Origin of the sequence: Pseudoalteromonas sp. A601, from assembly GCF_002165575.1 — a bacterium.
Lineage (GTDB): Bacteria > Pseudomonadota > Gammaproteobacteria > Enterobacterales > Alteromonadaceae > Pseudoalteromonas.
In genome coordinates this window covers 1-24,123 of the sequence record NZ_MXQF01000013.1, presented here as the reverse complement: position 1 = coordinate 24,123, position 24,123 = coordinate 1, and the positions used below count along the sequence as shown (strand labels likewise).

Genomic DNA, 24,123 nt, shown 5'->3' with positions numbered 1-24,123 from the left:
AAATTTTATTAATAGGAATAAAAACTTAATCCTCTGAAGAGGTAAAGTGAAGGGAATTACTTTTTAAAGAAGAGTTTAGTCTTCCCATTTAACCATTTCAGATGCCGCTAAAAGCACAGCACCAACACCATATAATTGTGAATCGGTCTTTTTAACAGGATCTGGGGACTTACCAACATGCTGCACCCAGTTAACACGACCATTTGGTTCTACAGCGTCTTCAATGGCATGCCAGCCTTTTTCTACAATTTCTTTTGATCTTGCATCAGTCAAAATTCCATTGTTTACACCCCACGCTAGGCCAAAGGTAATAAATCCTGTTGCACTAACTTCTGGAGTTTTTACAATATCAGGATCCATCAGCGATGCAGGCCAATATCCGTTCTCACGTTGTAGTTTCATTAAACCTGCTGCATTCTTTTTATATAATTCAATATAGCGGTCTCTTGAGGGGTGGCCTGCAGGTAAATCATCTATAATGAGTGGAATAGCAGCAAAAACCCAACCATTACCGCGTCCCCAAAATACAGGCTTACCGTTTTCACTTTTCATGTCAAAGTAACGACTATCCCGGAAAAATAAGCCATATTTGTCAGAAAACAAATAATCAGCACTTGCCCAAAATTCCTTATCTGCATATTCAAAGTATTTTGGATCACCAGTTACATTACTTAATTTTAACCACGTTCTTGGTGCCATATATAAGGCATCAGCCCAGCACCAACGGTCTTGACAATTACCTTCGAAATGAGAGCCATTTTGAGTAGTACTGGTTTCATCAAGCATTTCTAAACCAACTTTAGGTGGGTTAGCTAAGATCTTGTCGAATAATTCTTGAGTCGGCTTATAAGCGTCTTTATTACCTGTTTGCTCGGTTAACCATAAGTATGTTTGGCCAATTGTATGGTCATCTGCGTGATAAGGGCGATCCAGAAGCAATTCATAGTTTTGCTCTTTCGCCATTTCTTCAATGTATCGTAAGTAGTCTTTATTACTTGTTGTTTCAGCCCAACGAGTTAAACCTATATAAAATGATGCTTGAATCCAAAATTTAGGGTTCTCTGACTTAGCGCGGTGAGATTCAGGTATATAAGATAAATTGCCAAGTTGCTCTAATTGCCAGTTTGCCGCACGATCTGCGACGTCTCTTGCAGATACAACAATAGAGCCAGCTTCTAGAGTTGCTGAAGGTTGTACCGTTGAAACCGCTTCTGTTTTAGCTTTTACAGCAGAATCTCCAGCCTGAGCAGCCTTATTTGACTCCCCACATCCAGTTAACAGTAGACTGACAGCAAGTGGTATCAGTGCTAACTTAAACTTTTTATTCATATTAAAATCCTAATTATTATTGTGTGTTCATCACGAAAGCTGTCAGCCTTACGTATTGAAGTGTTGTTGAGTGATAAATCACCAGTGGTTATCACTGCACTAACCCTTATTAACGCTTAGGGTAATTATTTATAAAAATTTAACTTATTTGCAGCAACAATAAATCAATGTGATTTAAAATGCAACATTATGAGCGAAAAAGATTGAAGCGAGTTGAGCGGCTGCTTGCTGGTAGTTTAAGGTAGTTGTGACGCACTATGTATTGTGCGCCACAATAGTATTTAATATAAGATTGTTAATTAATCTTTATATTTTTCAAAAAGCTCGAAGAACTCTTTTGTCATCGATTTATAATTTGATGCTAGGTTTTTTGATTCACTCGGATCTTTAATAATGTTGTAAAGCTCAACATCTGAGTCAACACCATAACGCACAGCTTTAAAGTCTCCTTTACGTGCTGCTTGGAAAGTATCACCAATAACACCTGAGTTTGGATCACCCACTTGTTTAGCAAACTCCCAATATAAAACTCTTTCAGGTTGTGACTCTGGCGAATCTTGTAATAACCCTTTTATTGATACACCATTAGTTTTAACGCGAGGAACCAGATTAAGATCAACGCCAGTAATATCAGCTAAAGTAGGTAAAACATCTGCAAACAACCATGGTGTTTCATCTACACGAGGTTTTTTAATTTTATCCGGCCATTGAACTAACATAGGTACATGTATACCGCCATCATACAGGTCGCGTTTTTGCCCTTTATACGGTGCCGCAGCTTTAAGTGCCTTAGGATCAGCACCACCTTCATCATGCGGCCCATTGTCAGATGTAAATACAATCAGTGTATTATCTAGAATTCCTTTTTTTTCTAGTGCTTTAGTTATCTGTCCAATGTAATCGTCTAACGCGCTGACCATACCAGCTAAAACAGCATTTGGCTTTTCTACCGGCTCAGGATAGTAAGCGGCATATTTGTCGCTCGGTTCACCTGTAGACATGCCCGTATATGGTTTTTCTTTGAAAGAATATTGTTTGCTGTATTTCTCAGGTACCGCTAGTTCAGCATGCGGAGAAGAGAAAGTTAACATAACAAAAAACGGGTTTTCACGATCTTGCTCAATATAGTCAATCGCTTCATCAGCAAACAACTCCTGAGCATATGCTCCTTTTTTGCCACCCTCATTTTCTGTAATGCGTACTTTTTTTCCATCACGCCACAAAATTTGCGGGTACTGTCTATGACCTTCTAAAATTGAATACATACCGTACCAAGTATCAAACCCCATCGCCAGCGGATCGGTTACGCCCATTTGAGAGCCAATAGAGTATTTACCGAATAGGGCTGTGTCATAACCTGCATGCTTTAAAACATGCGCAACCGTAATGTCACTTTCGACTAATTGCACCGTATTCGAGTTATTAGTCATATAGCGGCCATCTCGACCTGTAAAAAGTGAAACTCGAGAAGGTGAACATACCGTATTACCGGCATAAGCCTGATTAAATCGAATACCTTTATTCGCTATATTATCTAAATTAGGTGTTTTGATTGGCGTGTTGCCATAAGCACCGACCTGATTAAAACCAAGATCATCAGTCAAAATAAATATGACATTAGGCTTTTCTGATGCAATAACTGGTTTCGTTAAACTTAAGAGTAGAAAACCAAGAACCCCAGCTAATTTGTGTGTGTTTTTTATCATTTTTTCCTCTACCTGCGTTTGCAAAATAAGAATGTAGATAAAGAAGTGATTTCCCTACTCTTCTTTTCACATTTAAATATGTGCGTTAACCCCCTGCACTTATTGAGCATTTTTATTCGAAGCTTTTTAATAATCCTCAAACTAGCATTAGCTACCCAATCACTCTACGGTGCTAAGATAAATAAACCAAATAGCATATGCATCACTCTTGTAACTATAAAACAATCACAAAAGATTAGTATTGAGCGATATTGACGATTTTCACACAAAAAACACAATAATGACAAGTAATATTAACTAAATGCTCTCCTCATCTTATGAAAAAGTTAAATAAGTCATTATATAACAATAGGTAAATGTAACTCATGATATAAATAGGAACCAACCAGTGAACTATTTCATATTAATTCCTCTTATATCTATACAGCTTAATTATTCAAATCACACAGATCTATATTATCCATTTCGTATTATTAGTAAAAAAACCAAACTAAAGAGCTCTATTCTAAGTTCAAATTAAGTCTAACTATGACATTTCATAAACTGAGTCACTATAAAAGAGAGGTTGACTTAGGTTTTCATCAAAACTAATCTAATTAACTCAAAATTAATCATCAACACACAATAAGTAAAAATATGAAACTAACGCCACGGAAAATAAAACTGAGTACACTAGCTCTCACTCTCGCAACAATCTTAAGTGGTTGTAATTCTCAAGTATCCAATCAACAAACCAAGGCGCCTGAAAAAGTACTTCAGCCAGCACAAGTCGGTAGCTTTGGTGATCAAGGTGATGGCACCTATATTAACCCTATCTTAAATGCTGATTACCCTGACTCTGATATAGAGCAAGTTGGTGATACGTATTACATGATCACTTCTAAACAGCATATGTCACCGGGTATGCCTATTTTAGAATCTAAAGATATGGTGAACTGGACCAACGTGGGTCATGCATTCCCCAAACTATCTTGGGCTCCAGAGTACAATTGGGACCGTATGAACGGTTATTCATTTGGTACTTGGGCTGGCGATATCGCGTATCATGAAGGAAAGTGGTACGTATACCAAATTGATTATCAACATGGATTAATGGTCACAACTGCAGACGACATCGCGGGTCCCTGGAGTGAACCAATTATGATGCTACCTAAAGCTGATGTGTTAGATGACCCAGCTGTTTTTTGGGATAAAGAAACAGGAAAAGCCTATGTGATCATCAATACAGGTGCAAAACAAAAATCTGAAGATAATGAAATTGAAGGCAATGAAAACCGTATTTATGAAATGAGCTGGGACGGAACAAAAATTCTTGATGAAGGGAAGCTAGTTTATACAGGTATGGGAGCTGAAGCAGCCAAAATTTATAAAATTGACGGAACTTGGTACATTTTTATGGCTCAATGGACCATGGGTGATAAATCGACTAAGCCAGGGGTTAAAAACCCTAAAAACGATAGAAAACAACTTGTTCTTCGCTCTAAAGAAAGTATTTATGGTCCTTATGAGGTAAAAACCGTTTTAGAGAAAGGAACTGAGTTTAATCATCGCAGTGCGAGTCAAGGTGGCTTGATGCAAGCCCCTGATAAATCGTGGTGGTATATGCATCAACTTATTCAAAATGACGATATTCCTTTTCAAGGCAGACCACAAGCACTTGAACCTGTTACATGGGTAGATGGGTGGCCTATTATTGGTGTTGATGAAGATAATGACGGTATCGGCGAGCCTGTTAAACGTTATAAAAAGCCTATCAATGGTTACCCGATCACAGCGCCAAAAAGTGACGATGATTTTTCATCAGCAAAATTAGGCCCACAATGGGAATGGAACCATAATCCAAGGGATAGTCATTGGTCTTTAACAGAGCGTCCAGGTTGGTTGCGCCTCAAAGCGAGTAAGGTATTACCAAATAAGCAAGGGCATGGCCCAAAAATCAATGAATGGACCAATAATGATGGCTCTGATGGTGATTTTTGGAGAGCAAGCAATACTGTTAGCCAAAGAATGATGGGGATCACAACAGGCACAGCTGTTGCTAAATTTGATATATCAGGTATGAAACCAAATCAATTAGCTGGCTTTGTTCGATATGGTGGGGTTTTTAATCTTCTAGGTGTTGAAATGGATGAGCATGGCAAGAAGCACTTGTTTTACATGAATGGCATGAGTGAAAAAACCATAGGGCCAGAATTAACCAGCGATACATTATTTGTTCGAACATCTAACGCTCGAAATCAGGCTACTTATGAATACAGCTTTGATGGAAAGAGCTTTAAAGCATTTGGACCAACATTCACTATAGCTTTTGGTAAATGGACTGGTGACCGTTTAGGTTTCTTCTCATGGAATGAAAAAGAGGATGCTGGTTACATAGATGTTGATTGGTTTAAATATGATTACGATGGCCCTAAAGCGGCATCTTCACAAATATTTAAAAATTAATAAATTTCATTGCTCCCTTTGTTTTTCAGAGGGAGCTACTTCAACTTTTAATCTCTTTCCTACCCAAAAATGTATTTTCCACATTGTGGAATGCACTATTACTACCGTGTCATAAATCTAATTTTTCCCTTTCCTAATTTTTTAATCGTGACTAAAAATCAACTTTTCTTTATATGACTATTATTTCATTTATATGAAATTAAAGAAGAAAAATAAAAAATATAATTTGTCCACCTAAATGAGTTTTCGAGGTCGAGTTGTGTAGTTGAGAAATTTATCTCTTCACTTTTATCAAGGAAACGTAATGAAACTACATAAGTTTACCCTCACTTTAGCCGCTGCAGCAGTGCTATCTGCCTGTAGCTTTGACGATAATAAAGACGAAATTAACAGCCTAGAACAGCAAGTTGCTCAATTAGAAGAAAGCCTCGCCGCTGTTAATGCAGAAAACTCTTTAAGCGATGAACAAGCATCAGATATGTTATCTCAAATTAATTCTTTAACAGCTCAGTTAGATGGTTTAACACATCTGCCTGACGAAGAAGTTGAAGCGTTAAAATCAGAGCTAAACTTATTAGCAACGCAATTAAGTGAAAGTAATGAGCTAACTCAATTAGAAAGTGAATTAATACAAAAAAATATTGCTGAACTTACATTAAAGTTAAACAACAGCATTACAGCGTCAGATGAAGATGTGACCGCATTAAAAGAAGAAATTGCTGCGTTAACAGATCAACTAAGTTCGCTTACAACAAATTCAGATGCTGACATAGATGCCCTTCAAGCTAAAATTGACTCATTAACATCAATCATTGAACAGCTTACTAAGCAAAAACCAGTTTTAGGGCTTAATAGCACATCGGGCGCTAATATCTTACCTGAAGAGAGCGATAAAGTTTGGCGCTTTGCTATTTTTCCAGATACCCAAGGTCGTGATGATGACAATATGAAAGCCTATGTGTGCGTGGACAAAAATGGCAATGATGTTAGCGTAGATGGTAGCCCAATATGTGAGTGGCTTGGTGTTGACTTTAACGGTGATGGTTTCTACGATGCAGGTACTGAAAGCCAAGCAGACAGTGTCAAACCAGGTGATTGGGATGAAGATGGCATTAGCTATTTAGTCAATGTAGAAGATCCTCTCCAACCTTACATTGAAACTGACAGTGCAGGTGCAGCAATCGTTGTTAGCCCTGAAGATAGAAAAGACTTTGGACCGGATTGGAAAATATTGCCTGTACCACTAGTGGAAGCTGTAGCTGATAAAATGATAGAACTAGATGTTGACCTTGTTTTAGCAACGGGTGATATCACTGAATACAGAGCAGAATCAGATTATGTTCAATGGATGGATAAAGTAGCTTCGCCATTACAAGATGCAGGAATTGACCTATTCCCAGTGCGAGGAAATCACGAGATTGTTAATGGACGTAATTGGCCTGCATGGTTCAAAAATACTCAAGAGTGGGAACGTCAATCTGTAAACAACGTTTACAATGATATCAATCCATATGAAGGTAAAAACCAAGTAGATTTTGATCAGGGTTATGCATTATACCAAGCTTATACTGGTAAAATTATTCAAGGTTACTTAGATCAGGGTGTTATTACTGGCTACCCTGAGTTAGAAGATCTGGTTTATTATTTTGTTAAAGATAATACGCTATTTATTGGACTAGATTTTTACTTTGCAGATATCCATAACAGCACTTTTAAAGGCACATGGTTAACTTTATATAAATGGCTACAAGAAGTAATTACTGCAAATGCTGAAAACGTAGATCACATTGTAGCGTTTGGCCATGAACCTCTTTCAACTAAAAAGCGCCCACAAACTTACCAAGTAGAACAATATGAAGCATATGAAGCGACTGAAAGAGCACTCCAAGCAGCCGCAGATCTTGCTCAAGCAAACTATGACGCAGCAGTGAGCAGTAATGTTGAACAAGCAGAGTTAACTCGCTTATCTGCAATTTTAGAAGAAGCCGTCAGTGCACTAGAAGAAAACCAAGAACCTAATGTTGACGGTTATGATATTGGACAATTAGGTTACTTGTTACTTCAAGATGACTCTGCACCAGGATTAGCAAATGACGTATTAACTCTATTTAATGACTATCAAGTGACTTATATTTCAGGACACGATCACCAATATACACGTAGCCTTATTCATACTGATAAAGCACACAAAGATACTTCCAATGGTTTCACACAAATTGTTGGTGGAAGCGCATCATGGAAGTCATATGAAAACCTTTATGGTAGTCAAGAAGAGTATGAAACAAGCTTATATATTGATAACTTTGTTCGTGAAGATACTGTTCAGAGTTATGTGAATAGCAATGGGTTGAAATATGCAGAGTCAACCAATGGATTAGCTGCAGGTATCTCTTTTGTAGTCGTTGAAATAAACGGCCGTCAAATGAAAACAACTAACTATTATGCTAATCATAATTTATCTGAAGTAGATATGAACCTAGGCGCTCATTACGATAAAGACACAAACCAATGGTGTCATTATGAGGGTGACTTCATGGTGAAAGGCTCTGTAGAAACCACCAAAGTATGTGAAGACATACAATGGGTAGCGGTAGATGAAGCCTCATATACAAAAGATGCAACTAAGCGCGTTGTTGAGCCTAATGAAAACTACTTTTTACACAGTAAAGCCCCTTCTGAGGAAGGCTACATTGGCACTGAAGCAACCATCATTGATGGCTACAATATGACGTACAATACCTCATATGCTGCAAACATTGATCGCGTGGAAATGTTGAGAGAGCTTGTAACTCTTAGCTGGTTTAGTGATACAAGTGACGTGACATTATCTGATATTTTATATATCAGCGGTAACCAAAACCAAGATGGTACTAAATTTAACGAGTTTGGCTCTATAGATCCAGCCGCACCAGAGTCACTTACTTATATTAACCGCAGTGGATGTGAAGTATTAAACGCTACACATGTCTCACGTGATGGTGTACTTAATAAAGGCCGTGATTTAGAAGCTTCGTTAAGTGGTGATACCAGCACCAGTGACTATCAAGCTGGCTGTAGTAATAGCGACTCATGGAACAATAGATATAATGACGATAAACTAGATTTTGCAGATGCAATGGCTATCAGTATCGTGGCACCACAAGGTAAAGATTTAGAAACATTAACTGTTGGCCGATATGACAGTGAAATCAACCAATGGGTTCCAGCATTTAGCCCTGAATGCTACGTTGAAACTGGTTATTCTGATCATTACTCAGTTCACTATAGACTGACTGAGCAACACCCAGAAGGCAGTTATGCTATTAATGGCTGTCAGCAACGCTACTGGGGATACTCTAAAAACGCTAATGTGATTTGGGGTTTCGTCCATACAGATGGTAAGTTTGCTGTAATTGAAAAATAAAATAATACAGCCCTGGAGTTAGCTTCAGGGCTTTTTTAACTCACTAAAACTAGCCTTTTATCTGTAAGTGTAACTAAAGCCTAAATAAACACTTCTCCCACTCGTTGTCGTGTTATTCGCACGGTAATTAGAATTACTGTATTGACGAACTTCTTCGTTAGTTAAATTAAATGCACTCAACTTTACTTGCCAGTTATCTATGAATGAATAACTAAAAAAGGCATTAAAATAGGTCGTTGGTAAAAATCCAGTTTCATCTTCATCAATTAATATTTCGCCCGCTCTTTCTATATAGCTGCCGCGATAGACTGAAGATATCTTAAACAATGCCTTAGGACTGTCATAAAAAATTGTTCCTGATGCTGTTACGTCTGACAAGTAAGGAAGTTGTTTTTTAAAAAGCGGTAACCCGGTTGCAGGATTGTAATATGTTACTTTTCCTTCGTTATAAGAGGCATTCATACTAAAACCCCAATAAGTATTTTGTAGCAAATACTTAAAGCTAACCTCGCTCCCCCATTGATAGGCACTCTCTGCATTATCATGCCAAATAAGAGTCTCTGAGCTAGTGTTATAGCCCTGCCTGTTATCACCATCTATCAACGTTGTAACAATGTAATCTTTTATATCTTTATAAAAAAATAAAATGCCCAATGCTTTATTAGCACCAACTTGTCCGTTAAAAGATATATCAGTGTTATTAGAAATATAAGGCTTTAGATCAGGATTAAACACATACTTTGAATGTTCTGTTAAGTGGGCATTACCATAAAAATCTAAGGATTCTAACGTAGGTTTTGAATAGTTTTTTGAGTAACCCAAATATACCTGCCAATCATTATTAATAGCGTAGGCCGTATTAACGGTTGGTAAAAACACCCCATAAGTTATCGGCGTAGACGGTGCTTTAATTGAAGTTATTTGATCAGATTGGTAACGAAAACCAACATCGGTTATCCAGTTTTCCAGTGAAATATTTAACGATGAGTAAACACCTTTGCTGTACTCTGTGACAGCCTCATTTTCATAACTAGTTTGACCTATGTTTTGTTCAATGCGGTAAGGGTCAAGCCCAAAAAACTGCAATGTATCATTGGTGTGTAGTTTTAGCCATTTAAGCTTTTTATGTGCGTTTTGAGCATTAATAAAAGCACTGGGTACTTCATTCAAATGCAAAGGAGAACCAGACTCCCTATCAAGCGCAATATCGTTTAATTTTTTATTTGCAACTTTGCTCTTATGTGCAGCCCAATCAGCGCCAAATTGGATCTCAAACGTGTTGTTTACAAGGTAATTGAAATCTACTTGAGCAAAGTAGTATTTATTACTTGAGCTATACGTTTCCAAATCACCATGATCGAGTACCCACATATCTAATGATTCTAAGTTTTCACTATATTGGATATCCGCATAATAAGGGGTATTTCTATAGTCTATAGAAACATCACTTACCCCTCGGGTATAAACCTTATTGCTATAAGGGATGTTATATTTTGATAACTCAACACCTAAAAGAGCATTCATTTTCAGTTTGTTTGTTAAGTTTTTACTTATAGAAAGAGTGCTTTGCTCATACGTGGTTTCAATTGACTGAGCTCTGTTTTCGGTAGAAACGTTTGCCTGCTTGTAATTAGCATACACAAGCTCGTTATACTCATTTACCTCAACATCAGTGATCACTGATAAATTTTTAACAACAGGCGTTGAGTTTTCACCTCTAGGATAAACGTGAAATTCATATCGATTGCCTTTCAGATAACCAGTAAGAATATCTAAGTCAATATGAGTATCTTCAGTATTATATTCTAAGGATAAGTTAGCACCGAGCCGTTCATGGCTTGCCTGCCATACAGAGTAACGGTTTCCTCTTGGAATTATATAATCCCCGTTTACTAAACTATCCCTATCATGCTGTGACAGCGCTGATAAATCTACATCGTCAAACGGTATATTTCGCCACCTAAAAGTATTTGCGCCCTGCTCTTCAGAGCTTCGTTCTGAATAAGTAATGCTTGCAAGTACCCCCCAATTCTCCCATGAGTTAGAAATAATAGAAGAAATATTTTTAGCCAGATCAGTAGAATAATCATTAAAGCCAATTTGTGGTGAAATATAGAAATAAAAGTCGCCTAAATCTGACGGATTAATCAAATCAAGCTCTATCGTCCCAGAGATGCCACCGGGCAAAGATGGTGCAGAATATGCTTTTTGTATACTCACAGATCTAAACAACTCTGCAGGTAAAATATTTAAATCAAAGCTACGATCTTTTTCTTTTTGAATACGACTATCCATAGGTGAATCATTATTTGCTAACACCGGCATGCCATTTAATGTAGTCAAACTAAAGTCAGGGGTGCCACCACGAATTGATGTCTTTTTTCCTTCACCTAGTTCACGAGTAATTGTAACTCCTGACATTTGCTGTATAGCCTCAGCTAAATTAGTACTTGGGCTTCGTTTAATCTCCTCAAAAGAAAGGTCATCAATAATATTTTTGGGGGTGAGTGTTAGTTCTTCGCTAATTTGATTAAAACTACTGGTAACTGTTATTTCTTCAATAAAAGGTTGAACTGATTTGCTTGGTTTTCTATAAAGAATAAAGCCACTATTTTTAAGTTCGTATGTAATGTTATGCTCAGATAAAATGAGCCTTAGTGATTCATCTAATGTATAGCGTCCATTTAGTAACACATTGGATTTACCCTTGATTAAAGCAGGGTCGTAACTAAATGAAACCCCAAATTTGATAGCAATTTCTTGTAATATTTGACCCAAGTCACCTGCGGGAAGATATAGTGATCTGGTATTTGCTTCAGCGGAGTAAGTGAATAGCGAGCAAAATAAGATGAAATAGATTTTACAAAACCCTTTAATTTTAAAATCCATTTTCCTGCCTCTTAAAGAGCCAATTTACGATATTCTATGAAGATTGGATGTAAATATGAGTATCATCTTCAGACACAGACCAATCATAAGTTGCAGCAACTAATTGAATACTTTCATATGGGGTATCTAGCTTAAATCGCCCACTAACTATTGTTTTATCAAGTTGGCTACTAATAATAATTTTTTTAGCACTATAACTTTGCAGTTTATCAATAAGAATAAAAAATGGTTGCTGGTTTAATTCAATCCACCCTGTTCTCCAAGCTGGTAATTGGTTTAACTTGAGGTTATTTTTTACAATTATCTCATTGTCTTTAACTATGGCTTGCTGTGGTGGAATTAAAGTAACTGTTCTTCCTGATGTTACCGATACCTTACCTTCATACACTGTAACTACTGTATTTTCATGATCTTTCTCAACATCAAAAGATGTACCTAATACTTTAATAGTTGCTTGATTTGACTCTATTATGAATGGCCGTTTAGAATCTTTTGCGATATCAAAAAAAACTTGTCCTTTATTAAATTCTACGTATCTCGAGGTTTTTTTTAATGTAACGCTTATGTCACTATCTGCGTTTAGATGTACAAAAGATCCGTCTTCTAATAGTGTTGATTTTCTTTCGCCTAGCTTAGAGTTAACGACAGTACTTTGTTCTATGGTATTTAAAGCTGATACTGATTGATTTTTTAAGGTATGTTGTTCAGGAGTAAGGGATAAATAAGAAATTACTGTTAACGCAGCGACACATGCAGCAAGTCCAATTCTCACAGGTAATGTACTGGATTGTGATTTTAATCTTTTTTTGTTGGTTTTACTTTCCACAGAATAAATATGTAAAGCGTTTTTTATTTCATCATCTCCAAAGACTTTAGCAATTTTATCGAAAGCGATTTTATTATCTTTATTCTGTAACCAAATGGTTAATTCCTGTTTTTCATCATTATCTAATTCATGCAGTCTATCAATCCAGTTAGCTGCTTCTTCTAAATTATTTTTTTTCATCGCTAGAGGTCCATTATGATTCATTGTATGTATGCCTAGCTTAATTATATCTATCAACATGCAATGTAATCTGTGCCATGGCTCTAGTTATATGTTTTTTTATAGCATCTTGGCTTATCTCAAGCTGCTCACTTATTTCATCATAACTTAAGCCTTCAACACGACGTAATATAAATACTTTTCGTCTAAGTTCAGGTAGCGAGTCTAATACACTGTGCAACTGTATAATTTTCTGTTGATTTATAGCAATTAATTCTGGATTTTCATTATTACTAACTAGCAGATCATTACACTCTAAGGCTTCTTGCTCTTTTGTGCGTTCCCAGTTATCACAAATAACTGATTTAGCTACTTGGTTTATATAAGCATTAATGTTTTCAATTTCTGTGGTTTTTTTTCTACTTAATGCTTTAACCATTGTTTCTTGAACAAGGTCCTCAGTATTACTAACATTTGAGTTTCTGTGCGTGATGAATCTTTTTACACGATCCATCATGCTTTTATCGAAGATTTCTTGAAATGATAGGTTAGAGTTGAATGACATGAAATTTCATTATTTTTATAGTTAGACTAAAATCTACATTATTAATTTTAGCCTTAAAATATGAACTTTTAATGACACTTTAATCTATCCGTTAAGTAAGGTCGGAGAATTAATTAGTATAGTCTTTTTGTTTTTTAGCCTATGTCAGTATTAGCAAAGTAAGATGCTAGCTATATCGAATGAAGTATTTATACGTGGTTAAACCTGAGTGGATGTAGTTACTAACATATCCACACACCCTATAAATTCTATTATTAATATAAAGAACTATAAATAGTATTAGATCTATAGGGTTTATAACGTATTGATTTAAAAAAACTTAAACGCCTTTTTAGATCACATTTATGGCGTTGTTGATCACAAAACTCGTGTTTTAGATCATTTTACTGGTCAAGTTGATCATAATATTGGTGTTATTGATCAGCAAATTGGTATTAAGATAACACCTTTATGGTGTGATTTAATACTCTATATCTTTTGTTAATTGCATTATTGATGCTAACTCGTCTTTAACACCCTTCTCTTCTTCATATTCCTCAAATTCAGGCTCTGATTTTTGAAATGCTTGCAGTGCTTTTTCAACTCTATCAGCTTCTTCATCTTGGCCTAAATACCTATACGCCAACATTAATTGCGTTAACTCAGCTGGTGAAAGTTTTTGTTTGCTGGTTACTTGTTTAGAAATAAGCTCTTTAACTATTTTTAATGCATCATGTGTATTAAGCTCTTCTATAGTTCCCTTGTCTACCCAGCGAACTAAAAATTTAATTTCTGATATTTTTTTACCCTGAGTCCTTAACTCATACCCTACTTCGTTGTTTTCACTATTTAAAAATAAAAACTCTTTTCTGGCTATAGGGTGATTACTCAGTTTTTCAATACTGTCTCTAATACAACGTTTCATAAATACGCCGTTATTAGCGAATGAAGCTTTGTTTTTCTTTAATTTACCTTTCTCATCGAGTAGCCCAAACAGTCCCTTAAGCTCTTCAATTTTAATGAAATGCATCTCGTAGCCATCTTTCTTAAAGCGGCTTAGAATCTCATACAGGCGCTTTGCATACTCCTGTTTAATATCAAGGTATGTTTTTGTTGTGATCAATGCAAAGCCTTGTCGATATTCGATATACTCACTTTCCAGCATATCGTTTGGTACCATTGTCAGTAGCCCTTTTTTATACCTAATACGTTTAAATAAGGGTTTGTAATCAAAGTCTTCGTCGCCACCTTCGTTTTCGACTTTAATACCTATCTTATAGCTAGAAAGGCGTTCAGCAGCTGGTGATAGAATCGAACCAACATGCTTTGAATCGATATTGAGCCATTCAGATAACTGACTTGCAGTAAATGTATATTGTGGTGTTGTATTTGCCCAGTCGCCGCTTTTCATTTGAGCCATCATTAACGCAAACAAGTCAGCTTCACGTTGAGATAGATCTTTACGACTAAACACGAGTTTATGGCCCTGTTTGATATGTTTTGGCAGGTTATTTCGTGAAATTGGCTTATTACTTAACTGTTTGGTCATCCGGCTATCACCACAAATCTGTATTCATAATTATTGAGTGTACACAATACTGGTTTTTTTCACCAGAAATATGTAAGCACAAAGCTTATGAATACACTTTTATGGTGTTTTTTATGTTGTGAACACATAAAAGTGGTGATCCACACCATAAATATGTAATGAAACCTTATTTACACCATAAATATGTCATTATACTCGGTTGAGAACATGATTCTAATAAGCAATTTTATTGAGTTAGATAGTTTTAAAGCTCTATTTTTACTGTAGTATATTGTTTTTATTGTAAAATGTAATTATTGTGAGCAACGGCATTCTGGTTTTTATGTTTACATTAAAGTGGTGTTCTATGCCAGTTTTATGTAAATTAAACGCACCTATAAAGCCCTCCTATAGCCTTTTTAAGCTAATAGAAGGTAATGTTTATCGAATTAAATATATTAGCGATGACAGATTTATGGTGTTCCAGACCAGAATAGTGTTGTTTATATAGTTGTAATTACATATTTATGGTGTTTTTCATCATTTTACTTGGTTTATTTCCCTATTTCTGACTAGCTTATAATGAAAACCAGCCTTAAATGACACTATTCTGGCTTTTAGGTTGTTTTAGATTACATAAATCTGGTGTGAAATCTTAAGTTCTACTGAACATAATTGCATTTGATAACACGATTCTGGTGATTTACCTTTTGAGATAACTGGATTCTGGTGTGATAACCAGTTTTATGTAATTGGAAAATCCCAAATGGATAGATTTTAAACTATCAATGACATATTACTGGTTATTATTTATTAAGATACCCGAAAAGTGGTGTTTGTCATTGGTTCAAGCCATAGGGATTATTAATGGTTACTCTATTCTGGTGGTAGATAACAACATTCTGGTATTTGAACTAGTAAGTAACTCAAAACTGGTGTGTAACACCAACTTTAAGATATGTTCAAAAGGAAAAATACATAATTATGGTGTTTTGATAAGGAGGTAGAGTTATCAAACCCCAAATCAGCAATTGAATTGGATTGTATAAGTCATAACTCATTTCAAGATAACAGTATTCTGGTGTAACACACCAGAATACTGTTATCTTGAAATATGGATAAGGTAAATGCTGCCATTTTTAGAGTTTCATAAGCTGTAGTGCTACAGAGGGTATGTTTAGTACAAAGATATATAGTTAAAAGCGAGTTAAGTGATTCCACAATGTGGAAAGCTTATTTATAACTTGATAGTTTTTAGTACCCTCCCCTATTTTGAAATCGTTTTAGATATTGAAGTTCACACTTATATTAATAAATAAGTACATAGTGTTAATCAATTACGTTTAGTTGGAATTAACTACATTCCACAATGTGGAATAAACAACTTCATACCCAAATGTGACTATTAAAATTATGGTGAGTAGTAATATCGGAAGTAATTTAACGAAAAAATGGTCAAACACAGCAAGCCTTATATTAAGGCCTACAACCCCGTACCAGACTCTATCTCGATAAGGGCTCTGCTGGTTTGGTATAAAACGTGATATTTATACTTGGGTAGTATATTTGTTAAAGCTTTTGATAAAGTAATTACTGCATATAAGCATTAAGGTAATTAAGGTCATTAAGGTAAAAGGCAAGATTGAGCGAGAAGCAGACGGTCGAGTAAACTCGTTTTTGGACAAAAACGAGTTAGAGGCTCTGTACCATGTATAGAGATAACAACATCCTGCTAAACCGCAGAAATGGAGTTGATTGTTTGATAGCTGCCAGTAAAATTAAGTATTTAGGAGTCTCATTACATAATTGCACTCCCCAGCCTTTATTTCTATGTAGGTGCTAAATAAGCTAATCCGTGTTTAAGGCTAAAGAAAATGTGATATTTTTGTCACTAACTTCTGCACTTAATTGCGCATCAATTGCTTTGCTAAGCGTTTTAGCGATTGATAACCCCAATCCAAAGTTATTATTCGATGTTCTTGAAGTGTCTTTTTGCCATAAAGGGTCAAATAATTGGTCTATATCATTATCACTCAAAGGTTCAATAAGGGAGTTAGTAACTGACAAAATTAAAAGTTTTTCTTTTGCAGTCTTCGTGGAGACTAAAATTTTTGAATCTAGTGGACTGTATTGTTTCGCGTTGTTAACTAAATTACTAATAATTGATTCGAGGGCAAACAAGTTGCTCATAATTGCTGGTGCATTCTCATTCAACTCCAAATTTACACGCGATAAATCACTGTTTTCTATGACTCTGGTAATAACTTGATTTAAATCACAAGCATCTTGTTTTATTAGCTTACCATCACTGTATTTATGTAATAGCAATAAGTTCGACACGATATTTTTAAGCCGTAAACTTATTTTCAACGCTTCAGGTTTAAAATCATCATTGAGTTCTTTCTCATTTGGAAACCTGATAGCAACTTCTGCCATATTTATAAGTTCGGCAATGGGCGTTTTTATTTCATGGGCAATATCGGATGTAAGTCGCTTTTCCCTTAGGTAAAGTTGTCTATTCTCTTTAATAAAGGCGTTTAAACTTTCAACAATAGGCAAGAGCTCTTTAACTGGCTCTTGTATAAATATCTGTGAACCTTCACTAGTAATACTTAACTGACTGATATCTTGGTTGAGTTTAATTAATGGCGCAAGTGATGTATCTATCGCCTTCCTGACAAATAATCGAATAAATACAATAACTGTAATTGTGGTCACTATAAAAATAACGTCAATCAACCAAAGTACAAAATCAACTTCCTCAGAAGACGCTGCATAAGCTAAAGTCAGTGGCTCATCATTTGTTTTTTTATATGTATCTTCTGATGTATTGTCTTTTCCTTGTGGTATAAAACGACTATAAAACACACGACCATCTCGGCCATCAGGTAATTGTAAAGGGCGTATTTTTGATTCGCCAATCTCCAAGTCTTCAAATGGTAAGTTTTTAACCTCAAATAAATCTAAACTTTTGGAGCGGGTAAAAATACCTTCTTTGCTCCATACTAGAAAGTACTCAGGCTCTATTTCCCCTGCGAACTCAGGCATAAACTCACTAGAAAAACTAAACGAAAAACCTTCATCAGTTTTATGTACTAAGGTCATTAACATACCTGCTTTGGATTGCAGGCTGCGATCAAACTCATTGTCTATCCAACTATCAACAGCAATGTCGGTTGCTAACAAAATGCATAAAACAAAGCCTGTTATAGTTACCGAGAGTGTAACAACTAATTTACTGCGAATAGATTTCATTATTGTCCTTGTACAATATAACCAAAACCACGTTTGGTCTGAATTGGCAGCTCCCCTCCTGCAACTCTTACTTTTTTGCGAGCAGATGATAAATGGGCTTCAATCGAGTTCTTTGATATCAAATCATATTGCCCTGCAAGGTAGGTACTTAGCTTCTCAGCACTAAACACTTTATTTTGATTGCTAAATAAACATTCGACAATTTTGTACTCGTTGGGTGTTAAGTCAATAACATTGTCAGCCACTTTTAGCAGTTTTAACTGTAAATTCAGTGCTAAATTATCAATAGTTATGATATCACTCATCATCTTCAATCCACCACGGCGCATTAAATTTAATAGTCGAGCGTGGAGCTCATCAAATGAAAAGGGTTTAGTAAGGTAATCATCCGCTCCAGTTAAAAGCCCTAAAACACGGTCTTCAGGTTCTTGCTTAGCTGACAAAATTAAGACTTTAGAATCAAGCTGTTTGGTTCTTATGGTTTGCAATAAAGTAATACCATCGATACTCGGTAACATAATATCAAGTATTATAAGCTCATACTCACCCGTCATCGCCATACTCAGCCCTTGTGCACCATCACCGGTGTCATCAACCGCAAAGCCTAGATTTGCTAAGCCAATTCGTAAACTACGCCTTAGTGACGCTGAATCTTCAATTATTAATAACTTCATGTGTTACTCATTCACCTGAAATGCATCTTCATCATTAGGTTACGCCATATAGCTTAAGTTTTACTTAAGACTTGCTTAAGTTTCCATAGTTTAGCCAATATTAAGTTTAGACTCAGGATTTCTTAAGTTTCGGTTTTTAGTATTGCTGCAATTATTAAGATCGAGCACAACTATGACAGCAAATACTTCCGTTTTAAAACCCTTGTTGCGTTTTACTATTATATTGATATCAATCTTTATAACTTCCCGCATTGCTTTATTGTTTTGGCAACATTCAAGATTAAATGATGGTGATATCTGGCCGATCATATCAGGAGCTATCAGAATAGACTTAAGTAGCATTGGATACTTAGCAACTATTGGGGTTTTTATACTGATACTGAATGTAGTTGCACGCCCTAAAACAGAGCTGTTCCAACGTATTTTTACACTTTACGGTAGCGTTGTTGTAACTGTAGTTGTTATTGTTGAAGCATCAACACCTGCATTCATCAATCAATATGATGTAAGGCCTAACCGATTATATATTGAATACCTTGATTACCCACAAGAAGTCTTCTCAATGTTAGTGCATGGCCATCTTTTAGCAATGCTAAGTACATTGCTTTTGGCTACGTTAACAAGCGTTTATAGCTATCGCTTTTTATGTAGAGCATTCACACAACCACAGTCGCTGAAAAAAGCATCCAATTTATCCATTCTAATGGCTGCTTTAATAATCTGCTTATTTTCTGCCAGAGGTACATTGAGTCACCGGCCGCTTAACCCTGCATTAGTCTATTTTTCTCAAGATTCACTAGTAAACTCACTTGTTCTTAACTCCACTTACAGTGTTGCGTTTGCGCTGAAAAACATGGGTAACGAAAAAAGTGCCAGTAATTTGTATGGCACAATGCCTCGTCAACAAATTATAGATACGGTCAAAAAGGCTTCTTATCGAAAACAGTTTGTCGCTGGAAATATTCCAACCTTGGCGCACAACAAGCCTTTTGTGTCTGGTGTTAAAAAAAACTTAGTTATAATACTTGAGGAAAGTTTAGGTGCCCGATTTGTTGGAGAACTTGGAGGGTTAGATATTACACCTGAACTTGATAAGCTATATCAACAAGGGTGGGGGTTTGACAACCTTTATGCTACGGGCACGCGCTCCGTAAGAGGTATTGAAGCAATTACCACAGGTTTTACACCATCACCATCTCGCTCAGTAGTTAAACTATCTAAATCACAGCATAACTTTTTTTCACTAGCGGATGTCTTGAGTCAAGAAGGTTACAAAACACAGTTTATCTACGGCGGTGAAAGCCATTTTGACAATATGAAAAGCTTTTTTCTAGGAAACGGGTTTAACGATATTGTTGACATCAACCATATTGAAAATCCCCAGTTTATCTCCTCTTGGGGGGTAAGTGATGAGGACTTATTCAATCAAGCAGATAAAGAACTGACTAAATTAAGTAATTCGACAGAGCCATTTTTTAGTCTTGTATTTACTTCTAGTAATCACGATCCGTTTGATATACCACAAGGCAAAGTATCGCTACCCAAAGGACATAACCCTGAAAACTATAAGCGTGATCTTGCAATAAAGTATGCCGATTACGCACTAGGAAAATTTATAAATAAAGCAAAAACACGGTCGTACTGGGAAAACACCGTATTTTTGGTTGTGGCAGACCATGATGTGCGTGTTTTTGGCTCTGAACCTGTCCCTTTGAAGTCTTTTCATATACCCGCTGTTATTTTAAACAGCGATATGAAAAGTAAACGCGATCCAAGACTCGTTAGTCAAATTGATCTACCTGTTACTTTGTTGTCACTTTTAGGAATTGACCAAGCAACCCCTATGCTGGGCTTTGATCTAACTAAAAGTTATCCAGTTGAACGTGCGATGATGCAGTACTACGACAATTTTGCATACCTAGAAAATGATCGCGCTGTCATCCTAATGCCAAATCAACAAACCAGCTATTGGCGCTATAACAAACAAACCAAAATACAAGAAAAAAATGAACAGCAAAATGTTGATCAAACGTTGGCAGAAAAAGCACTCGCTCATGTGTTATTTAGCAACTTAGCTTACACCGAGCAGCTTTATCGTTTAGCTGATAAAAGTAGTGATAAGGAATAACTATGAAAATTGCTTTTAAAAGATTTTGTATTTCGTCTTGGCAAGTAAGTTACTGTCAATTTGTTTGCTTAGTTTCAATGTATATCGTTATCGCATTTAATGGCTTTTTTTTATACAATACTTTTATGGCTGCAACACAATCAGGGCATATAAATTGGCTTTTTATCGCGTCGATCCCTTTATTGCTTTTCTCATTGACTGTTTTAGTTTTAAGTTGGTTGTCCTTAATTACTTTTGTTAAACCTATACTTCTATTTAGTGTTTTAGTTTGCTCATTGTTGTTTTATTCAACACTTAATTATGGCGTTATTTTTGACAAGAGCATGTTACAAAATATTGTTGAAACAAATTCAGGTGAAGCATTTTCATACTTAAACTTTCAGCTTGTGTTATTTATTTTTCTATTGGGGGTTGTACCTACTTACTTATTTTCCAAGTTCACAATTATTGGGAGTTTTAGAGTACGTTTAAAAAGTTTTACGAAGCTAAATCTATCAGCTTTGCTCTGTTGTGCCTTAATCGCTGTACCCTTTTATAAAGAGTACGCTTCTGTTGGCCGCAACAACCGACAGCTAACAAGTTATATCACCCCGTTTGCATTCTATACAGCAAGTTATAAATACCTGAGGGATAATTACTTTTATCCACCATTACCTTTCAAGGTACTCGATAATTTGCCCACTTTAAAAAATAAAACGAGCACCTCGCTAACTGTAATAGTTGTCGGGGAAACAGCTCGGGCGGCTAACTTTTCACTACAAGGCTATAGTAGAGCAACGAATGCTTATACTCCCAAGTTAGGCGTAAAGTATTTTAGTGATGTTTCATCATGTGGAACGGCGACGGCTATTTCAGTCCCTTGTATGTTTTCACGACTGAACCGCAAAGAATATGATTCTCGGCTTGCTAGTAGTCAAGAAAATGCTCTAGACATAATTCAACGTAGTGGTATTGAAGTAACATGGATTGATAATAACAGCAGCTGTAAAGGAGTGTGTGCTCGCATTAAATCAGACAACATTGAGCCAAATAAAGAACATCCATTATGTGATGGTCATTACTGTTTTGATGAAATATTAGTTACGAAACTAGCAGACAAGATAGCGACTAGTAATGCTAAACATAAATTGGTTGTTCTACATATGATAGGTTCACATGGACCAACTTATTATCGTCGTTACCCTGAACACGAAAGTTTGTTTAAACCTGATTGCTCTCGAAGCGATATTCAGAACTGTAGTACAACTGAACTAACAAACACATATGATAATACTATCGCATACACAGACAAGGTGTTAAGCCAGTTGATAAAAGTATTACAAGCAAGTAACGAAATAGAAAAATCACTCTTGTATGTGTCAGATCACGGTGAGTCACTTGGTGAAAAAGGCTTATATCTTCATGGGTTTCCTTATGCATTAGCACCAACCGAGCAAACTCATATCCCAATGATTTTTTGGAGTAATAAGCTCGCTAACTCTAAATTTAATGATTGTATTGAGTTACAACGCTCAAAAGTATTTTCACACGACAATATTTTTGACACTTTACTTGGCTTAACTCAAGTAAGCAGCAGTCAATACCAACCTGAATACGATATTTTTAACGCCTGTAAGGCCCTAAGTCTATAAAGAGAGTTTCCAATGCAATTTGATAGTGCAAATAAGCCGTCAGGTATTAATCGAGTAGTTTTAGCTTTTAAAAATTCACAGCGTGCATTTAAATGGCTTGCTAAAAATGAAGCTGCTTTTAAACAAGAGCTTTTTTTACTCGCTTTATCGCTAACTATTATTTCTATTTGGCAGATAGGTATTTACGAAAAGGTCATGCTACTAATCTCTGTTTTATTTGTGATATTCGCAGAGGTTGTTAATACAGCAATAGAAGCAACAATAGACAGAGTTGGCTTAGAGATTCATCCATTGTCAGGTCTCGCTAAAGATTTAGGCTCCGCAGCAGTATTAATTGCGCTATTGATATGTTCATTCGTCTGGATTGCTGTATTTATAAGCTATATTGGTTATTTTTAAAATTTATCCAATCTCAATGATCGCTTATCGCTCATTTGAGACCGTCGCCTAAACTCGTTTTGGGGCAAAAACGAGTTACGCTTGAATGACCGCTCATGACACTTTGGCGAAATTAGGATGGCACTATATGAATCAAAACTAGATGTAGAGCCTAGTGTGCGTTAAGTGGTCGACAGCTGTTTATTAGACTTTTGTGTCTCAATATTTTTTTACAAACCTGATTGACTTCAGTTTGCTTTAATTTGGGTTCTTCGTCACTAGAGGATTGAAAACTACTACAAGCTGACAGAGATATGCAGATAATTATCAGAGTGTATTTTTTCATGATTTTGTCCTGAGAGTTAAACTTATGGTTGGTATTTAATGCCAGTGAGTCAAACGTTGTTTGATAATTGGAGATCACTTTCTTTTAGTGTCTCCAATTAAATAAAATTAAGCGTCTACTAAAATAACTTCACCGTTAATAAAGCCATCTACTGAACGCTCAAAAGCTTTACCGACTAAAGCTCCTGGTACAGGTTGAAATCCAGGCATCATTTCACCATAAACATCCCAAGCTTCAGATAATACTGTAGGGTTAACAACATTAATTCGGGTATTTCTTGGCATTTCTAGAGATACACATTTAACAAAAGTATCTATTGCACCACTTGTTGTTGCATCAGCAATGGCAAGTGGAATTGGCTTTATATTTAAAATTCCACTGATTAACGTAAATGAACCTCGATCTGCAATATATTCTTGGCCAATACGAACTAGGTTAATTTGCCCCATCATTTTACTCATTACGGTTGTCATCCACTGACCTTCAGTCATTTCAGTAAAGTTGGCATACTCACAAACTCCTACAGTATTAACAACTGCATCAAAATGCCCCACATTTTTGTATAAGTTCCTGATAGATTGCTCATCTGTAATATCAACTATATGATCAACATTACCTGAACGACCCGCGGTAATTACCTTATGCTTTCCTAAACCTGTTAACGCAGCTTGCCCCATCTTACCCAAGGCACCTATTAAAATAATTGTTTTCATTTGTTTTTCCATCTATGCAAGTTTGATTTGGTGGAGTGATATTAAATAAGGTTAAAAACAATTAGAAACAACAATGGTTTGTTAGTGATACAAGATATTTTGGTTATGTGTTACATTTATATTTAATGGCTAAAAGAGAAACTGAATCGCCCCGTGTTTGCCAGAGACT

At 36.0% G+C, this 24,123-nt stretch carries 14 protein-coding genes; 5 read left to right on the top strand and 9 right to left on the bottom strand.

What is annotated here, in order from left to right; all coding sequences use genetic code 11:
- Positions 1–75 precede the first annotated feature (75 nt).
- Together B5G52_RS12365 and B5G52_RS12360 are read right to left on the bottom strand one after the other, a co-directional pair.
- Positions 76–1,329 (bottom strand): glycoside hydrolase family 105 protein, encoded by a 1,254-nt coding sequence (locus B5G52_RS12365; RefSeq protein ID WP_087532957.1) that lies wholly within the window; start codon positions 1,327–1,329, stop codon positions 76–78.
- A gap of 299 nt (positions 1,330–1,628) precedes the next feature.
- Positions 1,629–3,035, bottom strand: coding sequence for a sulfatase-like hydrolase/transferase (locus B5G52_RS12360; protein WP_087532956.1), 1,407 nt, complete (start codon positions 3,033–3,035; stop codon positions 1,629–1,631).
- Positions 3,036–3,671: 636 nt separating this feature from the next.
- On the opposite strand from B5G52_RS12360, the gene B5G52_RS12355 reads away from it, so the two are divergent.
- Positions 3,672–5,480, top strand: coding sequence for a glycoside hydrolase 43 family protein (locus B5G52_RS12355; RefSeq protein WP_087532955.1), 1,809 nt, complete (start codon positions 3,672–3,674; stop codon positions 5,478–5,480).
- A 304-nt stretch (positions 5,481–5,784) separates the two neighbouring features.
- Entirely contained in the window at positions 5,785–8,883 is a 3,099-nt protein-coding gene (locus tag B5G52_RS12350) for a metallophosphoesterase (RefSeq protein ID WP_254911197.1), read from the top strand.
- 57 nt (positions 8,884–8,940) lie between these two features.
- On the opposite strand, the gene B5G52_RS12345 is transcribed toward B5G52_RS12350, so the two are convergent.
- The 6 genes from B5G52_RS12345 to B5G52_RS12320 all read right to left on the bottom strand — a co-directional run bounded on the left by B5G52_RS12345 (position 8,941) and on the right by B5G52_RS12320 (position 18,758).
- Positions 8,941–11,772, bottom strand: a complete 2,832-nt coding sequence (locus B5G52_RS12345) for a TonB-dependent receptor (RefSeq protein WP_087532954.1) — start codon at positions 11,770–11,772, stop codon at positions 8,941–8,943.
- A 34-nt stretch (positions 11,773–11,806) separates the two neighbouring features.
- Positions 11,807–12,802 (bottom strand): FecR family protein, encoded by a 996-nt coding sequence (locus B5G52_RS12340; protein WP_176372543.1) that lies wholly within the window; start codon positions 12,800–12,802, stop codon positions 11,807–11,809.
- A gap of 16 nt (positions 12,803–12,818) precedes the next feature.
- Positions 12,819–13,322 carry an RNA polymerase sigma factor gene (locus B5G52_RS12335; RefSeq protein ID WP_087532952.1) on the bottom strand — a complete coding sequence of 168 codons (504 nt, stop codon included), beginning with the start codon at positions 13,320–13,322 and terminating at the stop codon, positions 12,819–12,821.
- Positions 13,323–13,782: 460 nt separating this feature from the next.
- On the bottom strand, positions 13,783–14,850 hold the full coding sequence (locus B5G52_RS12330; RefSeq protein ID WP_087532951.1) for a replication initiation protein: 1,068 nt from the start codon (positions 14,848–14,850) through the stop codon (positions 13,783–13,785).
- Positions 14,851–16,677: 1,827 nt separating this feature from the next.
- Positions 16,678–18,084: a HAMP domain-containing sensor histidine kinase gene (locus B5G52_RS12325; RefSeq protein ID WP_087532950.1), complete on the bottom strand. Its 1,407-nt coding sequence runs from the start codon at positions 18,082–18,084 to the stop codon at positions 16,678–16,680.
- Positions 18,084–18,758, bottom strand: a complete 675-nt coding sequence (locus B5G52_RS12320) for a response regulator transcription factor (RefSeq protein ID WP_058429029.1) — start codon at positions 18,756–18,758, stop codon at positions 18,084–18,086. The genes B5G52_RS12325 and B5G52_RS12320 overlap by 1 nt, the downstream gene beginning before the upstream one ends.
- 172 nt (positions 18,759–18,930) lie before the next feature.
- Here B5G52_RS12320 and B5G52_RS12315 point away from each other — a divergent pair, with 172 nt between their 5' ends.
- The 3 genes from B5G52_RS12315 to B5G52_RS12305 are packed head-to-tail and all read left to right on the top strand — an operon-like array spanning position 18,931 to position 22,916.
- Positions 18,931–20,886: an LTA synthase family protein gene (locus B5G52_RS12315; protein WP_087532949.1), complete on the top strand. Its 1,956-nt coding sequence runs from the start codon at positions 18,931–18,933 to the stop codon at positions 20,884–20,886.
- Between the two features lie 2 nt (positions 20,887–20,888).
- Complete coding sequence (locus B5G52_RS12310) at positions 20,889–22,517, top strand: phosphoethanolamine transferase (RefSeq protein WP_087532948.1); 1,629 nt, start codon at positions 20,889–20,891, stop codon at positions 22,515–22,517.
- A 12-nt stretch (positions 22,518–22,529) separates the two neighbouring features.
- Positions 22,530–22,916, top strand: coding sequence for a diacylglycerol kinase (locus tag B5G52_RS12305; RefSeq protein WP_087532947.1), 387 nt, complete (start codon positions 22,530–22,532; stop codon positions 22,914–22,916).
- 432 nt (positions 22,917–23,348) lie between these two features.
- On the opposite strand, the gene B5G52_RS12300 is transcribed toward B5G52_RS12305, so the two are convergent.
- Positions 23,349–23,954: a short chain dehydrogenase gene (locus B5G52_RS12300; RefSeq protein ID WP_087532946.1), complete on the bottom strand. Its 606-nt coding sequence runs from the start codon at positions 23,952–23,954 to the stop codon at positions 23,349–23,351.
- Positions 23,955–24,123 lie beyond the last annotated feature (169 nt).

Coding starts and splice junctions, on each gene's coding strand:
- B5G52_RS12330 (WP_087532951.1), bottom strand. CDS start 14,850: ATGACCAAACAGTTAAGTAATAAGCCAATTTCACGAAATAACCTGCCA.
- B5G52_RS12320 (WP_058429029.1), bottom strand. CDS start 18,758: ATGAAGTTATTAATAATTGAAGATTCAGCGTCACTAAGGCGTAGTTTA.
- B5G52_RS12300 (WP_087532946.1), bottom strand. CDS start 23,954: ATGAAAACAATTATTTTAATAGGTGCCTTGGGTAAGATGGGGCAAGCT.
- B5G52_RS12365 (WP_087532957.1), bottom strand. CDS start 1,329: ATGAATAAAAAGTTTAAGTTAGCACTGATACCACTTGCTGTCAGTCTA.
- B5G52_RS12305 (WP_087532947.1), top strand. CDS start 22,530: ATGCAATTTGATAGTGCAAATAAGCCGTCAGGTATTAATCGAGTAGTT.
- B5G52_RS12310 (WP_087532948.1), top strand. CDS start 20,889: ATGAAAATTGCTTTTAAAAGATTTTGTATTTCGTCTTGGCAAGTAAGT.
- B5G52_RS12340 (WP_176372543.1), bottom strand. CDS start 12,802: ATGAATCATAATGGACCTCTAGCGATGAAAAAAAATAATTTAGAAGAA.
- B5G52_RS12355 (WP_087532955.1), top strand. CDS start 3,672: ATGAAACTAACGCCACGGAAAATAAAACTGAGTACACTAGCTCTCACT.
- B5G52_RS12315 (WP_087532949.1), top strand. CDS start 18,931: ATGACAGCAAATACTTCCGTTTTAAAACCCTTGTTGCGTTTTACTATT.
- B5G52_RS12335 (WP_087532952.1), bottom strand. CDS start 13,322: ATGTCATTCAACTCTAACCTATCATTTCAAGAAATCTTCGATAAAAGC.
- B5G52_RS12360 (WP_087532956.1), bottom strand. CDS start 3,035: ATGATAAAAAACACACACAAATTAGCTGGGGTTCTTGGTTTTCTACTC.
- B5G52_RS12350 (WP_254911197.1), top strand. CDS start 5,785: ATGAAACTACATAAGTTTACCCTCACTTTAGCCGCTGCAGCAGTGCTA.
- B5G52_RS12345 (WP_087532954.1), bottom strand. CDS start 11,772: ATGGATTTTAAAATTAAAGGGTTTTGTAAAATCTATTTCATCTTATTT.
- B5G52_RS12325 (WP_087532950.1), bottom strand. CDS start 18,084: ATGAAATCTATTCGCAGTAAATTAGTTGTTACACTCTCGGTAACTATA.